This is a genomic window from Pseudomonas sp. E1BtOHC1 (genome assembly GCF_058744285.1).
The window spans coordinates 4,134,984-4,150,149 of record NZ_CP196023.1; the positions used below are offsets into that span (position 1 = coordinate 4,134,984).

The following is a 15,166-nucleotide window of genomic DNA, read 5'->3' on the forward strand; positions in this document are numbered from 1 at the left end:
CTGGGTGATGCGTGCTTCTTCGTAGGAGCCGGCTTGCCGGCGAAGAGGCCATCGAGCCTTGTGCCGGCCTTGAGGACGCCTTCGCTGGCAAGCCAGCTCCTACGGTGCTGGGTGATGCGTGCTTCTTTGTAGGAGCCGGCTTGCCGGCGAAGAGGCCCCCGAGCCTTGTGCCGGCCTTGAGGACGCCTTCGCTGGCAAGCTAGCGCCTACGAGAGGGGTGGCAGTGGGTGGGTTATGGGGTCGGGCGAGTTGCGCCCTGTTGTTCCTTGGCGTTGAGGATGGCGGTGTATTCACCCGGGTCGACGCCGTTGAGGTAGTAGTTGCCAACGTGATGCAGGCGCCAGCGGATCGGGTCGTGGGTGGTGTGCACCCGGGCGTTGCGCCAGAAACGGTCGAGGTTCCATTTGCTCAGGGAGGAACTGGCCCCCAGCAGCGAGAAGATGTCGCTGGAAATCTTCAGCGAGGCACTGTCGGAGTGGGCGCGGGCGGTGGCCACGCAGAGGATCAACTGGTCCTGCAATTCCTTGTTGTCCGGGTCCTGTTCGTGCTCATCGAAGACTCGGGCGGCGTCCCGCAGCAAGGATTCGGCGGCGCGCAGGGCCACGGCGTATTCGCCGATCTGCTTGATGATGTGGGGCTCTTCGCTGGCGTGGTCGACGCCGCTTTCCACCCAGGGCCGGGCGTGCTGTTTCAGGTAGTCCACCGCCGCTCCCAGAGCCCCGGCGGCGATCCCGGTGTCGATGGCCGCATGGAGGATCTGCGGAAAGGTCAGACCAGTGCGCTTCATCGGCCCCTTGCGCGGCGAGACGAAGTCTTCGTCCAGTTCGATGTTGTCGAAGATCACCGTGCCGCTGACCGAGTTCTGCTGGCCGAAGGCGTGCCAGTCGTCCACCAGGGTCAGGCCCGGGGTGTTGCGGTTGAGCAGCACCCCGGCACCGCCTTCCTCACTGGCGGCGGTCAGGGAGATCCACTCGGCCAGGTAGGCGCCGGTGGAGTAGAACTTGCTGCCATTGAGAATCAGCTTGCCGTCGGCGCGGCGCTCGATGCGGGTCTTGAGGGCAAACTTGTTCTTGCCGCCGACTTCCGCCAGGGCGTTGCCAAAGCGCTTGCCGGCCAGCACATCGCTGATCAGGCGGTCGCGTACCGCCTCCGGGTAGCCAGTGAAGATGCCCCGCAGCATCACATTGTGGATCTGCAGCAACTGGCCGACGCCGCCGTCGGCCACCGAGATCAGGCGCACGGTCTCGACGATGGTGGCCACCGAGGCCCCCAGACCGCCAAAGGCCTTGGGCACGCCGATGCCAGTCAGGCCGCTTGTGGACAGCAGTTCGGCCTGACGCCGGGGCAACTGGCCGTTGGCCTGACTGTCGGCGGCAATGGCGGCGATTTGCGTGGCGATCTCCCGGGCGGCGGCGATGGCTTCGGCCTCGCTGCGCAGGACACGGACCGGAGTGACAGGAAGGGCTTGGACGCTACTCATATGGAACCTCTCTCAAAGAAATCTGCCCCCAGGGGCGTGTGTATCGGCCTGATCCGTAGGAGCCGGCTTACCGGCGAAGGAGCCCTTGAGCCTGGCGCCAGTCCTGGTGACGCCTTCGCTGGCAAGCCAGCTCCTACAGAGGGTGTATGCATTGACCTGATCCTACGAAGAAGGGGGCGTGCTTGAGGGGCTTGAGCAAGTTCTGCGCCAGGGCCTTTTCAGTGTGCTGAAAATCCGTTGCAGGCCCTGTGTAGCAGGGCTTGCAGACGGGGGTGCAGCTGGCGCTAAAACGTCTGTTGCTGCTCCAGCAGCAATGCCCGTCGGCCCGTTGCTCCAACAGCAGCAGTCGCCGCGCAATGCTGCTGGTCGGGCAGCAATTGGCATCGCGCGGCTTTCGCCGACAGCGGCCCAGGCCCCGGAATCCGGGGCTTTTCCCGGTTGGCACGGGCGCTGCAATGGCTCCGGCAACTGCCATTGCACAGGAACCGGTCCATGACGCTTGCTGCCTCTTTACCCTTATCCGCTGCCCAGCCTCGGCTGGAGCAGATCTGGTTCACCCGCTGCCCGGTGCCCACCGCTTCCGGGATCGCCTACAAGCTGGGCTGGCTCAGCGAGGAATTCGCTGCCGACGGCCTGCCGGTCGCGACTCTGCAGGAAGCCCGGCAGCTGGGCCATCACCACTACGATCACCAGTTGCCCGGGCTGTTTCGCGAGGGCGGCAACGTCCCGGCCCTGGCCGCCCGCGCCGCCGGTTCCCCTAGCCGACTGATCGGTCTGACCTGGATCGAGGAATGGCAGACCCTGCTGGTGCGCCCCGACTCCGGTATCCGCCGCCCCGAGGATCTCAAGGGCAAGCGCCTGGCCCTGCCGGCCTGGGGCGAGAATCGTCCGGGCAGCATTGCCCGGGCCATGAGCCTGCATGGTTACAAAGGCGCGTTGAGCCTGGCGGGCCTGGGTTTCGATGATGTCGAGCTGGTGGAGGTGGCGCTGCAGGATCAGGAACGTGCGGCGACTCCCCAGGAAGGTTTGCAGCGCCTGTGGTCCGGCCTGGACTACCTGGTGCGCGGCGAGGTGGATGCGGTCTACGTCAAGGGCGCTGCCGCCGCCGATGCGGCGCGGCGCCTGGGGCTGGTGGTGGGCATCGATCTGGATCAGATCGCCGAGCCGCGCTACCGCATCAACAACGGCACGCCGCGACCGATCACCGTGCACCAAAGCCTGCTGGACAACCACTTCGATCTGGTGGTGCGCTTTCTCGCCCAGACCCTGCGCGCCGCCGAATGGGCGGCGCAGAACCGCCCGGCGCTGAACGCCATTCTTGAAGAGGAAACCCGTGCCGGCAGCGCCGGCGTCGCCCAAGCCTATCGCGGCGATTTCCACACCACCCTGGCTCCCGACCTGTCGCCCCAGCGCCTGGAGTTCCTCGATATCCAGAAAAACTTCCTCTATCGCCATGGCTTCCTGGAACGGGATTTCGCCATCGCCGATTGGGTCGACCCACGCCCCTTGCACGCCGCCCATGAACTGCTGGCCCAGCGCCGCGCCTGAACCCGGAGAATTGCCATGACTGTATTGATCAACGAAACCCCCATTACCCAGGAACTGCAGGCCTTCATCGATCAGGTGCTGCTGGAGGCCGAACAGGCGTTTACCGTGTTCCGCGAAACCCAGACCATCACCGCCAACGGCACCGTGGGCTTCATCGAGCGGGTGCCGGGCCAGGAGCTGCTGGTCTCGGTGAACTACGGCGGCCCGTGGAACTACCGCAAACCGTTGCAGGCCACGGTCACCGACTTTGCCGGCAAGGTCATCCTCGGCCAGGGCAAGGGCGGCCTCGGTCGCTACACCAAACTGTTCCAGCAACACCCCGACATCACCACCGTGTCCCACGTGCATTCGCCGTACCTGGGAGCCTGGGCCCAGACCCACCGGACCTTGCCGTTCCACTACGTACCGGTGCAGCGCTACCAGCTGGCCCGGGAACTGCCGGTGTACATCGACCGACGCCAGCCCGAGGTGGACTTCATCCTCGACAGCATTGCCCAGAACCCCTTCAACCTGGCGATTCTCGAAGCCAACGGCGGCTCTACCGTGTGGGGCAAGCAAGGCCTGCGGGCCACGGCGGAATTCATCCTGTTGCTGGAAGAGGGCGCGCAACTGCAACTGCTGGCCGATGCCTTGGGCGGCTCTCGGCCTTACGGCCCGGGGGTCTTGACCCAGCAATGGAAGATGAGCGGCCTCTACGAGCGCGCCACCGAGCTGGGCCTGGTGCCCGCCATCGATCGCCGCACCTGACCCGCCGCCCCGCGGGATCGCGCCGGGCTCCTGCGGGACTGCGGGATTTATCTGATTGCTGTAGGAGCTGGCTTGCCAGCGAAGGCGTCCGTCAGGGCAACGCAAGGGCAATGCCCAGGCGCTAAAGGCGTTCAAACATTCAAGGAACAGGCACATGGCCGTCAAGATTCTCTGGTACCTCACTACACCCGATGGCCCCTATCCCTGGGAGCCCGAAGGACGCTGGAACACCGATTTCGAGCACCTCAAGCAGCTGGCGGTGGCCAGTGATCGCCTGGGTTACTACGGCTCGCTGCTGGGCTCGAGCCCCAATGAAAGCCTGGCGGTCTCGGCGGCGCTGATCGATGCCACCCAGCGCTTGCGCTTTCTGGTGGCCCAGCATCCGGGGGAGCTGTCACCGGCGGTGCTGGCCAAATGGGCGCTGACCTTCGATCAGTTCTCCAACGGCCGCTTGCTGTTCAACGTGGTCAACGGCAGCGATGCCGGGCTGGCCACGCTGGGGGTGCACTATCCCCATGATGAGCGTTATGACTTCAGCCTGGAGTACTGGCGGGCCTTCCAGGGCTTCTATGCCGGCGACACTGCTGGCTATGACGGTCGCTACGTCAAGCTGGCACCGCGTTCCCCGGCGGCGGCCAGCCATCCCCTGGGCGGCTGGCACGCGCCGCGGCAGGTCCCCGGCATTCCCCTGTGGGGCGCCGGCACCTCCGGCCCGGGAGTGGCCCATTCGGTGCAGTTGCTGGACGTCTACCTGAGCTTTGCCAACACGCCGCCGAAACTCGGCGAAAAATTCCGCCAGGTGGCTGCCGAGGCGGCGAAGATCGGCCGCGAGCTGAGCTTCGGCACGCGCCTGCAGATCATCGTCCGGGAAACCGAGGAGGAGGCCTGGGCCCACGCCGAGAAACTGCTGCAGCGCACCTCGTTGCAGACTGCCCGGGCCTCCATCGAGCGCCAGTTGCCACCCGGAGAAACCCTGGACAGCTTCCACAGCGACGACCCGCAGATCCAGCGCAATGTCGAGGCCATCCGCGCCGGCCGCCTGCCCAAGGCCCGGGACCTGGAGATCTACCCCAATGTCTGGCTTGGTCCGAGTCTGTTCGGTTTCAACATCCTCGGTCCGGCCGCGGGCACCTACCTGGTGGGCAGTGCCGAGCAGGTGGCCGAGCGTATTCGCGAATACGAAGAGCAGGGCACCTCGGCCTTCATTCTCTCGGGCTTTCCGCTGATCGACGAGGCCCATCGAGTGGCGGACCTGCTGTTCCCGCTGCTGGACCTGGATCACGGTTTCGAGGTGCCGCGCCTGGGGGCCGTCGCGGCGGCCCGCCAGCCAGCCACTGCCACTGAGCAGGCCTGAGGAGCGAGCCATGAGCGAGGTGTTTTCCCGCCGGGTATTTCTCGGCAACTCCCTGGCTGTCGGTGGCGGCCTGTTGCTGGGCACGGGCCTGCTCGGCGGCTGCGACAGTGGCGTGGCGGTGAACGGTGCGGCGCTGGCGTCCAGCACCCCGGTGCGCGGCGGGCGCCTGCGGGTGGGGATCATCGATGGCGACCAGTCCGGCAACCTCGATGCGCACAAACCCGTGGGCGGCGGGATCATTCGTGGCTGGGCGCTGTACAGCAAGTTCTGGGAGTGGAACCCGGACGTCAGTACCCGCCTGGCCCTGGCGGAGTTTGCCGAGCCCAATGCCGATGCCAGCGCCTGGACCATCCGCATCAAGCCGGGGCTGGAGTTTCACCACGGCAAGAGCATCGGCGCCGACGACATGCTGTTTTCCATCCTGCGCCTGACCGATCCGCAGCTGGCTTCACCCTTTGCCGGGCTGGTGGGGGCCATCGACCGCCAGGCCTTGCGCAAGCTGGACGAGCGCACCATCGAGATTCGCTTCAAGCAGGGCCAGAGCTTCTTTCCCCTGGACGAGACCCTGATCAGCTTCGGCGGCATCGTGCCCACCGACTATCACCCGGTGACCAACCCGGTGGGAGCCGGTCCCTACAGGCTCAAGCGCTTCATTCCCGGGCAACGCTCGCTGTACAGCCGTTTCGAGAATTACTACAAGCCGGGACAGCCCTATGCCGATGAACTGGAAATCATCGAGTTCAAGGATCAGGTCTCCCGGGCGGCGGCACTGCGTGCCGGGCAGATCGATGTAGCCAGCGGGGTCCAGGCCGAGCACAGCGCGCTGCTCAAGGCCGATCCGCGGCTCAGGTTCTATGCCTCGCCGAGCACCTCGTTCACCGGCTTCAACCTCAATCTGGCCAAGGCGCCGTTCCAGGATGAGCGAGTGCGCCAGGCGTTTCGCCTGCTGGCCGACCGCCAGGAACTGGTGGATCGCGGCCTCAACGGTTTCGGGCGGGTCGCCAATGACCTGTATTCGCCCCACGATCCCACCTACAACCACGGCATTGCCCAGCGCCCCTACGACCTGGACCAGGCCCGTTCCTTGTTGCGTCAGGCCGGGCACAGCGACCTGCGGGTGGAGCTGACCAGCACCCCGGGTGCTGGTGTCAATGCGGCCCTGGTGTTCGCCCAGCAGGCGAAGAAGGCCGGGGTCGAGATCAAGGTGACCCAGGTCGACGGCTCGGTATTCAACGGCCCCCAGCGGGAGAACTGGCTGCTGTCGCCCGGGGCCACACCAGCCCGAGGCTTTCTCGCCTCGGCGTTGCACAACGATGCGCCCCAGGCCATCTACAACCGCAGCAATTTCCATGATCCGCGTTTCACCGAGCTGTACCAGCAAGCCCTGGCCCAGCCCGACCTGGAATTGCGCAAGCCACTGGTGCACCAGGCTCAGGCCATCCAGCACCAGCGCGGCGGCCTGCTGATCTGGGGCTTCAATGATGTGCTGGACGCCGCCTCGGTGCGGGTCGGCGGCCTGGTGCCGGAACAGACCACCTTCGCCTCCTGGCGCTTTGACGAGTTGTGGTTGAACTATGTCTGAACCCTGCGCAAAAACCTCCAGAACGCCAGCCTGGCTGTCCTGGTTTATCGGTCGCCTGGGCTATGGCCTGCTCACGGCCTGGGTCATCAGCCTGGTGGTGTTCGTCGCCACCCAGGCACTGCCCTCGGACCCGGCGCGGGTGATCCTCGGTCCGGACGCGCCCCTGGAGAGCATCCTCACCCTGCAACGGCAACTGGGGCTGGACCGGCCGCTGCTGGAGCAATACCTGCGCTGGCTGGGGCAGACCCTGGCCGGTGACCTGGGCCAATCCCTGGATTCCAGCGCCCCCGTGGCCGAGATCCTTTTTGCCCGGCTGGGCTACACCCTGGCGCTGTTGGCCGGGGTCGTCGTACTGGTGGTGCCCGTGGCCCTGGCGTTGGGGGTGACCCTGGCCCTGCGCCGGGACAGTCGCCTGGATCGCTGGAGCCTGTCGCTGCTGATCTTTCTCAAGGCGACGCCGGGTTTTCTCCTGGCCATTGGCCTGGTGCTGCTGTTCTCCATGCCCCACATGGACCTGCTGCCGGCGGTGTCGATCCTCGATCCCCAGTTGCCGCTGTGGCGGCAGTTGCAGTTCCTGGTGCTGCCAGTGCTGGCCCTGGCGCTGTCGGCCTTGCCCTACCTGACGCGCATGGTGCGTGCGGCGATGATCGAGGCCCTGGAGTCCGACTATGTGATTGCCGCGCGGCTGCGGGGCATCCCGCAGTGGCGCATCGTCTGGCGCCACACCTTGCCCAATGCCCTGGTGCCGGCGATCCAGGGCCTGGCCCTGACCCTGCGCACCCTGATTGGCGGGGCCCTGTTGGCGGAAGTGGTGTTCAGCTACCCGGGCATCGGCACCTCGCTGAACGCGGCGATCCAGATGCGCGACCTGCCGATGATCCAGGCCATCGTGCTGGTGATCACCCTGGGGGTGGTGCTGATCAATCTGCTGGCGGACCTGGCCACGGTATTGCTGACCCCCAAACTGCGCACGGCGAGGCGGGTCGGCCTGATCCGCCGCAACCGGCGCGGCATCCAGCCTTGGTGGCGTCGCTCGGCGCCCAAGGCCCCCTGAACCTGCGGCATGAGAACCGATGCATGAGTGATTTCCGTACTTCCCGCTGGCGCCTGTGGCTGGCCGAATCGCAAACCCGCAAGGGCGCCCTGATCACCTTGCTGGTGGTGCTGCTGGCATTGCTAGGGCCCTGGCTGGCGCCCAGGGGCAGCACCGACATGCTGGGCCCGGTCTACGGCGCCCCCGACGCCGGCGCCTGGCTCGGCTACGACTTTCTTGGCCATGACGTGCTGTCGCGCCTGCTCAGCGGTGGTCTGTCAGTGTTGTGGATGTCCCTGGCGGCAGCGTCCATCGCCTTGCTGCTGGGCGGCGCACTGGGGTTGCTGGCGGGGCTGTCGCGGCGCCGCCTGGATCAACTGATCAGTTGGCTGGCGGATGTGTCCCTGGCCTTTCCCGACCTGATCCTGGTGCTGCTGATCGTCTCCATGCTGGGGCGTGCACCCTGGCTGATCGTGCTCACCGTGGCCATTGCCTTCACCCCCGGGGTGGTGCGCCTGGCGCGTGGCAGCGCGGTGGCGGTGGCCGGCCAGGAGTTCGTCGAGGCGGCGCAGATGATGGGGTATTCACGCTGGCGGATTTTGTTGCGCGAGATCCTGCCCAACATCCTCACGCCCTTGCTGGTGCACTTGGGCAACATGCTGACCTGGGGGGTGGGCATGCTCTCGGGCCTGAGCTTCCTCGGTTATGGGGTGGCGCCGCCGGCCGCCGACTGGGGGCTGATGATCAATGAAAACCAGGCCGGCCTGCTGGTGCAGCCCTGGGCGGTACTGGCCCCGGCGGTGCTGATCGGCATCTTCGCCTACGGCACCAATATCCTCGCCGAGGGCATTGGTCGCAGTCAGTCGCGGATCGGGGAGAAACGCCCATGAACGCGGTCGCGGAAATTGCCCGGGATGTCCGGGTGCTGCAGGTCCGTGACCTGCGGGTGGAACTGGCGCCCGAGGTCGATGTGCTGTCCGGGGTGTCCTTCAGTGTGGTCACCGGGGAGATTCTCGGTCTGGTGGGAGAGTCGGGATCGGGCAAGACGACCCTGGCCACGGCGCTGCTGGCCCATGCTCGCCAGGGTGCGCGTATCGTCGGCGGCCGGGTCGACGTGGCCGGGGAGTCCTTGCTGGAGCTTACCGGCGAGGCCCTGCGCCGGGCCCGGGGCAGCCTGATCGGCTACGTTGCCCAGGACCCGGCCACCGCCTTGAACCCCGCCCTGCGCATCGGCAGCCTGCTGCGCGAAACCCTGGCCGTGCATCAGGTGCGCCTGGCGGCGACGGCGCAACACCAGCGCATCGTCGACACCCTGGAACAGGTAGGGCTGCCGGCGGACCCCGAGTTCCTACGGCGCTTTCCTCATCAACTCTCCGGTGGCCAGCAGCAACGGGTAATGCTGGCCCTGGCCTTTGTCTTGCGGCCCAGGCTGATTGTCCTGGACGAACCCACCACGGCCCTGGATGTGACCACCCAGGCGCACATCCTGGCGACCCTGCGCCAGCTGTGCAAAAGCCAGGGGGTGGCGGCGATCTACGTCTCCCATGACCTGGCGGTGATCAAGGATCTGGTGGACCGGGTGCTGGTGATGTATGCCGGGCGGATCGTCGAAAGCGCATCCCGCGAGGCGCTGTTTCGCCAGCCGGCCCATCCCTACACCCGGGGCTTGCTGGCGGCGATTCCCGACGTCGGCCAGCGCCGGCCATTGCTGGCGATCCCCGGGCAGGCCCCGGCCCCGGGCCAGCGGCCCCAGGGCTGCGCTTTCGCACCCCGGTGTCCGCGTCGTGGCCCGCAATGCAGCGTGCTCGAACCGCCATTGCGCGCCCTTGCGCCTGAGGTTCAGGTGGCCTGCGTCGATCCGCATCGGCAGGCACTGCCGGAGCCTGTGCCCGTGTCCGCGCCTGCGCTGCAGTTGGCGCCCGGAGCCGGGCTGGTGCCCTTGCTGGAGGTCGAAGACCTGAACCTGGCCTACGACCGTCAGGTGCTCTTTGATGTGTCACTGCAGGTGGCGCCTGGAGAGTGCCTGGCCCTGGTGGGCGAGTCCGGCTCCGGCAAGACCAGCCTGGCCCGTGCCCTGGCCGGACTGGGCGACAATGCCGAAGGCCGGGTGCGTTATGCCGGCCGCCCCTTGAGCCTGTCGGCGCGCCAGCGAGAGAAAGGCTTGCGGCATCAGATCCAGTACATCTTCCAGAACCCGTACCGGGCGCTGAACCCGCGGCACACGCTGTACCAGACCCTGAGTGCGCCCCTGGAGCACTTTTTCGCGATCAAGGGCGCCGAGGCCCGGGCCCGAGTGGACGCGGTGTTGCAGCGGGTGTCGCTGTCGCCGGCCCTGGCGGACCAGTATCCCCACAGCCTGTCGGGGGGCGAACGCCAACGGGTGGCGATTGCCCGGGCGTTGATCTGCGAACCGAAACTGTTGATCTGCGATGAAGTCACCTCGGCCCTGGATGTGTCGGTGCAGGCGTCGATCCTGGCCTTGTTGCGGCAACTGCAGGAAGAAGGTTTGACCCTGCTGTTCGTCACCCATGACTTGGGCGTGGTGCGGGCCATTGCCGACCGAGTGCTGGTGCTCAAGCAGGGACGGGTGGTGGAGCAGGGCACGCTGGATCAGGTGCTGGACCGGCCCGAACATGCCTACACCCGGACCCTGCTGGAGAACTCGCCGCGGCTGGGCTGACGGCGACATCTTCTGCGGCAATTGCACCGCCTTCGCTGGCAAGCCAGCTCCTACAAGGCCTGCGCGCACCCGTAGGAGCCGGCTTGCCGGCGAAGAGGGCGCCCGAGACACACCCCGATCCACAATCCGCCGTCGCAATCGTCCCCACGCTTTAGCCTTCCAGTGTGAACCCGGCATTCGGAGGGCAACGCAATGTCCCAGCGTTTTCACGGCAACCGGCTGCGCACCGGGCGCTACTCGCAAACCGGTCAGATCTACCTGCTCACCGCGGTGACCCACTGTCGTGAACGGTTCTTCGACGATTGGCGCATCGGCCGTCTGGTGGTGCAGCAACTGCGTCAGGCCGAGCTGCAAGGGTTGGCCCATTCCCTGGCCTGGGTGGTGATGCCGGATCATCTTCACTGGCTGCTGGAGCTGGACGGTTGCTCATTGTCGGCCCTGATACGGCGGATCAAATCCTCCAGCGCACGGGAGATCAACGCCCACCTGCAACGTAGCGGTCGGCTTTGGCAAAAGGGTTACCACGACCGGGCCCTGCGTCGCGAAGAAAACCTGCGCGTGGTTGCCCGTTACCTCATTGCCAACCCGATCCGCGCCGGCCTCGTCACCCGCGTGCACGACTACCCCCTCTGGGATGCCATCTGGCTTGCCGGCGAAGAGGCCCCTGAGCCTTGCGCTGCCCTTGCGGACGCCTTCGCTGGCAAGCCAGCTCCTACGGGTTCTGTGTAGCACGCGGTTTTTGTGTGTAGGAGCCGGCTTGCCGGCGAAGAGGCCCCTGAGGCTTGTGCTGCCCTTGCGGACGCCTTCGCTGGCATGCCAGCTCCTACACGGTTGGGTGGGGCGCGCGGCGGCGGGCGGCGGCTTCGCGGACGGCGGGGATGATCCAGCGGCCATAGTCGATGGTGTCGTAATAAGGGTCGTAACCCCGGTTGAGGAAGGTGCTGACTCCAAGGCCGACATAGTCCAGCAGGGCCTGGGCCACGGTCTCGGGGGTGCCGACCAGGGCGGTGGTGTCGCCGTAGGCGCCCACGGCGGTGGCAGTGGGCATCCACAGGGCGCGGTCGTGGCGGTCGCCGCGGGCCGCAGCCGCCAGCAGGCGTTCGGAACCGGTGCCCTTGAGGCGTTTCTGCCAGGGGCTGCCGGCGGCGAACTGCGGGTTGGCCTGGATCTGCGCGAGGATCTGCTCGGCGCGTTGCCAGGCCAGTTCTTCGGTGGCACCCAGGATCAGCCGTACCGAGAGGCTGACCCTGGGCGCGGTCACGCCTGCGGCGCTGGCGGCGGCCTTCAGTTTGCCGATCTGTTCGGCTACCCCGTCCAGGGGTTCGCCCCACAGGGCATAGAGGTCGGCGTGCTTGACCGCGATCTGGTAGGCGATGTCGGAGGAGCCGCCGAAGGAAATCGGAATGTGCGGCTGTTGCAGGGGTTTCACCGGGGAGAAGGCGCCCTTGATGCTGAAGTAGCGGCCCTCGAAGTCGAAGGGTTCCTCGGCGGTCCAGGTGCGACGGACGATCTCCAGGTATTCGTCGGTGCGTTTGTAGCGTTCGGTCTTGTCCAGCAAGGTGTCGCCTTCCTGAGGCTCGGCGGTGATGCCGGTAATGGCGTGCAGGCGGATACGTCCGCCACCGGTGGTGTGATCCAGGGTGGCAAAGGCCCGGGCGGCGACGGTGGGGGCGCTGAGGGCCGGGCGGTGGGCGATCATGAAGCCCAGGCGCTCGGTGTGGGCGGCGGCATAGGCGGCAATCTGCAGGCTGTCGGCGCTGCCCGGGCCGCTGGCGATCAGTACCCGGTCAAAGCCGGCGTGTTCATGGGCGCGGGCGTGCTGGCGGATGAATTCCAGGTCGAAGTCCGGGCTGCGCACGCCGCGGGTTTCGGACCATTGACGGGGGAAGATCATGCCGACGAATTCGATGCTCATGTGCAGGCTCCTGGGGCGAAAGTTGGGGGGAAGGGGGGTTAGAACTGGTAATCCATCTGGGCCAGCACGGTGCGTCCGGGCATGGGCTGCAGGAAGGTGTTGGTGGAGCCGGCCAGGCCGCTGACGAAGTTCAACTCGTTGGTCAGGTTGAGCACGCGCAAGGTGGTGCTCCACTGGGGCTGGCGGTAGTAGAGGGCCAGGTCGAGGTTGTATTCGTCGGGGATCTTCACGGTCTTGCTCAGGTTCAGGTACCAGCTGCTGGTCCACCAGCCGGAGAGTTCGGCACCAAAGCCGGAATCGAAGCGGTAGTCGAGGTAGCCGCTGGCGGTGTATTCGGGAATCTGCACGGCGTCGAAGCGCCCTGACGGCCGTCGGTTGAGGCTGTTGTTGTCGCCGAATAGCGTGCCGTTGTCGGCGATGAACCCGGCGGAAGCGAAGCCGGCCTGGGAGGTGAATTCGTTGTAGGCGCTGAGCCTGGACAGGTTCAGGCCGCTGCGCAGGTGGTTGTCCGGCTGGTAGCGCAGGGTCGCTTCGGTGCCCTTGATGATCAGCCGGGCGATGTTGTTGTTGCTGTCCGGAGACTGGTCCCGGGCCTGCTTGAACGCCGCCAGGGTCATGAACAGCTGGTCGGGCACGGCTTCGACTTTCAGCCCCACTTCATGCAGCACGCTGAGGCTCTGGAAGGCCAGGGGGTTGAGCTGGTTGGCGCCACTGCCGCTGCCCCAGCCCAGGCCGTTGGAGAAGAACCCGGTGTTGACCGCCAGGGAGCGGTCGAAGGTGTAGTACAGGGTGCTGTTCTCGGTGGGCTTGACGTAGGGGCTGACCTGGAAGGCGAACAGCCGATAGTTGTGGCTGTCGCGGCGGTCGTTGCCACCGGCAAGGACGAAGGGGTTGTCGATTTCGGCATCGATCCAGCTGCGGCTGGCGCCGATGTTCAGGCCCACTCGGTCGCCCAGGCGCAGGTTGTGCTGGCTGAACAGGGTCTTGGTGGTCCAGGTGCTTTCGGCAGTGTAGGGCGCCACCGATTCGGCATACAGGCCGTGGCCGGCGGGGTACATGGCCGCCAGGTTGAGCCAGCCGTAATAGTTGGAATATTGGGGGACCCCGGGCTGACCGATCCAGGCGCCGTTGCCGCCGGCGGGGTTGCTGCCGGTCAGCCCCAGCAGGTCGCCGGGGTTCTTGCCCGAGGGGTCCTGGGTCAGGTCGTAGGCGTTGATGGTGGAGCCGAAGTGGTTGTTGGCGGCGATCGACTGGTTGAACTCGCGGCGGTAGATCAACCCACTGTTGCTGTCGTCGCGCAGGGTCAGGTCGCCGAGCCGGGTTTCATTGCGTGAACGGAACTCGAAACGGTTGTCCAGCAGGTTGTCCTTGGACTGCACCTGGAAGGCGCCGACGGCGTCGGTCAAGTCCCTGGAGCGCTGGTAGAAGGTGCTGTTGGCCAGGGTGATCGTCGGGGACAGATCGGCCTCGACCCGCAACTGGCTGGTGAAGCGCCGCGAGCTGCTCTGGTCTTCGCCGCGCTGACCGACCTGGGGCGACAGGGAGGTCAGGCCGTTGCCCGCCAGGCTCGGGTCATAGACCCAGCCACGCAGGGTGCCGGGGCTGGCCTGGGTGTTGGGCGAGGCGGCCTGGAAGCTGCCGTCGACCACGCTGTACTGGCCCAGGGCGTTGCGCTGGCGCTGCACCCAGCCCAGGGTCGGGGCATTGGCGGCGCCGGAGGCCAGCACTGGCGACCACAGGCTGTTGCCGTTCTGGATGATCGGCGTGGCGCGCCCGGCGTAGTACTGGCCGTTGTCCACCAGTTGCTGGGTGGCGCGGTTCCAGCCGTGGGTGATGTTGTAGTCGTAGTAGTTGTCGTAGCTGGCGTTCCAGTCCACCCGCAGGTTGTCGTTGCGCCAGGCCAGGGCGCCGTAGAAGGCATCGAAGTTGTTGTCGACGTTGTCGTAGTAGTCCTGCTGGCGCTGCTGGGTGATGCTGACCCGGTAGGCCAGCTGGTCGCTCAGGGGGCCGGTGTTGTCGATGCTGAACTTGCGCGAGTCCCGGGACTGGCCGTCCGGCACCCAGGCACCGAGCTCGCCGCTCAGACGGGTCTTGAATTCGCTGAAGTTGGGTTTCTTGCTCAGGTAGTTGACGTAGCCGCCGCTGCCGGACACCGAGCCATAGGTCACCGAGGAAGGGCCGGCGACGATATCCGCCCCCTCGTAGGCGTTGAAGTTGGCCGGATGGCGCACACCGTAGGCACGCTGGCCGTCCTGGAATACCTCCGAGCCCTGGGCGCGGAACTGCGGGGCGATGCCGGCGTTCTGCCCGCCACCGCGGGTGATGCCCGGGGCGTACTTGACCAGATCGTCGGCGCTGCGGATCGGGTCGTTGGCCAGTTGCTCGGCGTTGATCTGGGTCACCGAACGTGGCGTATCGAGCACCTTGGTTTCGGTGCCGCCATACACCGAAGTCGGCGGCCGGGTGGGCAGGGCATCGTCGTCGGACTGGCTGCTGGCCTGGACGGTGACGGTTTGCAGCTGGGTATCGGCGGCGCACAGCGGCGAGGCCAGGGGAGAAAACATCACTACGGCCAGGGCCGGGCCGAATGCGGGGCGAGCGAAGGCGTTGGAGGGCATGGCACATGAGCCTCATATTGAATCGCATGGGTGTTCTGCAGGAGCCGGCTTGCCGGCGAAAGGGCCTGGAGGCTCGCGGTGCTCTTGCGGGCGCCTTCGCTGGCAAGCCAGCTCCTACGGGTTGTGTGGCGGTTGCGGTGGTTCCTTGTAGGAGCCGGCTTACCGGCGAAAGGGCCTGGAGGCTCGCGGTGCTCTTGTGGGCGCCTTCG

10 protein-coding genes and 1 pseudogene are annotated in these 15,166 nt (G+C 66.5%); 8 read left to right on the forward strand and 3 right to left on the reverse strand.

The features are described 5' to 3' along the window. Positions 1 to 232: 232 nt before the first annotated feature. Positions 233 to 1,480, reverse strand: a complete 1,248-nt coding sequence (locus ACSSVC_RS18720) for an acyl-CoA dehydrogenase family protein (protein WP_492611158.1) — start codon at positions 1,478 to 1,480, stop codon at positions 233 to 235. A gap of 492 nt (positions 1,481 to 1,972) precedes the next feature. Here ACSSVC_RS18720 and ACSSVC_RS18725 point away from each other — a divergent pair, with 492 nt between their 5' ends. The 8 genes and pseudogenes from ACSSVC_RS18725 to ACSSVC_RS18760 form a co-directional block, all read left to right on the forward strand. Beyond that, a complete protein-coding gene (locus tag ACSSVC_RS18725) occupies positions 1,973 to 3,028 on the forward strand; it encodes an ABC transporter substrate-binding protein (RefSeq protein ID WP_346632905.1) in 1,056 nt (351 codons plus the stop codon). 15 nt (positions 3,029 to 3,043) lie between these two features. Then, complete coding sequence (locus ACSSVC_RS18730) at positions 3,044 to 3,775, forward strand: class II aldolase/adducin family protein (protein ID WP_346632906.1); 732 nt, start codon at positions 3,044 to 3,046, stop codon at positions 3,773 to 3,775. A gap of 154 nt (positions 3,776 to 3,929) precedes the next feature. After that, positions 3,930 to 5,129, forward strand: coding sequence for an LLM class flavin-dependent oxidoreductase (locus ACSSVC_RS18735; RefSeq protein ID WP_346632907.1), 1,200 nt, complete (start codon positions 3,930 to 3,932; stop codon positions 5,127 to 5,129). 10 nt (positions 5,130 to 5,139) lie between these two features. Then, positions 5,140 to 6,711, forward strand: a complete 1,572-nt coding sequence (locus ACSSVC_RS18740) for an ABC transporter substrate-binding protein (protein WP_492611159.1) — start codon at positions 5,140 to 5,142, stop codon at positions 6,709 to 6,711. Beyond that, positions 6,704 to 7,765 (forward strand): ABC transporter permease, encoded by a 1,062-nt coding sequence (locus ACSSVC_RS18745; RefSeq protein WP_346632909.1) that lies wholly within the window; start codon positions 6,704 to 6,706, stop codon positions 7,763 to 7,765. Before ACSSVC_RS18740 ends, ACSSVC_RS18745 begins: the two co-directional genes overlap by 8 nt. Before the next feature lie 23 nt (positions 7,766 to 7,788). After that, the gene (locus tag ACSSVC_RS18750) at positions 7,789 to 8,634 is read left to right on the forward strand and encodes an ABC transporter permease (protein ID WP_346632910.1); all 846 of its coding nucleotides are present in this window, start codon (positions 7,789 to 7,791) and stop codon (positions 8,632 to 8,634) included. Continuing rightward, positions 8,631 to 10,424 (forward strand): dipeptide ABC transporter ATP-binding protein, encoded by a 1,794-nt coding sequence (locus tag ACSSVC_RS18755; RefSeq protein ID WP_492611160.1) that lies wholly within the window; start codon positions 8,631 to 8,633, stop codon positions 10,422 to 10,424. Before ACSSVC_RS18750 ends, ACSSVC_RS18755 begins: the two co-directional genes overlap by 4 nt. Before the next feature lie 192 nt (positions 10,425 to 10,616). Continuing rightward, positions 10,617 to 11,072, forward strand: a pseudogene (locus ACSSVC_RS18760) (REP-associated tyrosine transposase); the annotation flags it as partial. A gap of 175 nt (positions 11,073 to 11,247) precedes the next feature. Here ACSSVC_RS18760 and ACSSVC_RS18765 read toward each other — a convergent pair. Both ACSSVC_RS18765 and ACSSVC_RS18770 read right to left on the reverse strand, forming a co-directional pair. Next, positions 11,248 to 12,339: an LLM class flavin-dependent oxidoreductase gene (locus ACSSVC_RS18765; protein ID WP_492611161.1), complete on the reverse strand. Its 1,092-nt coding sequence runs from the start codon at positions 12,337 to 12,339 to the stop codon at positions 11,248 to 11,250. Positions 12,340 to 12,377: 38 nt separating this feature from the next. After that, entirely contained in the window at positions 12,378 to 14,957 is a 2,580-nt protein-coding gene (locus tag ACSSVC_RS18770; protein WP_492611162.1) for a TonB-dependent receptor plug domain-containing protein, read from the reverse strand. Positions 14,958 to 15,166: the final 209 nt, after the last annotated feature.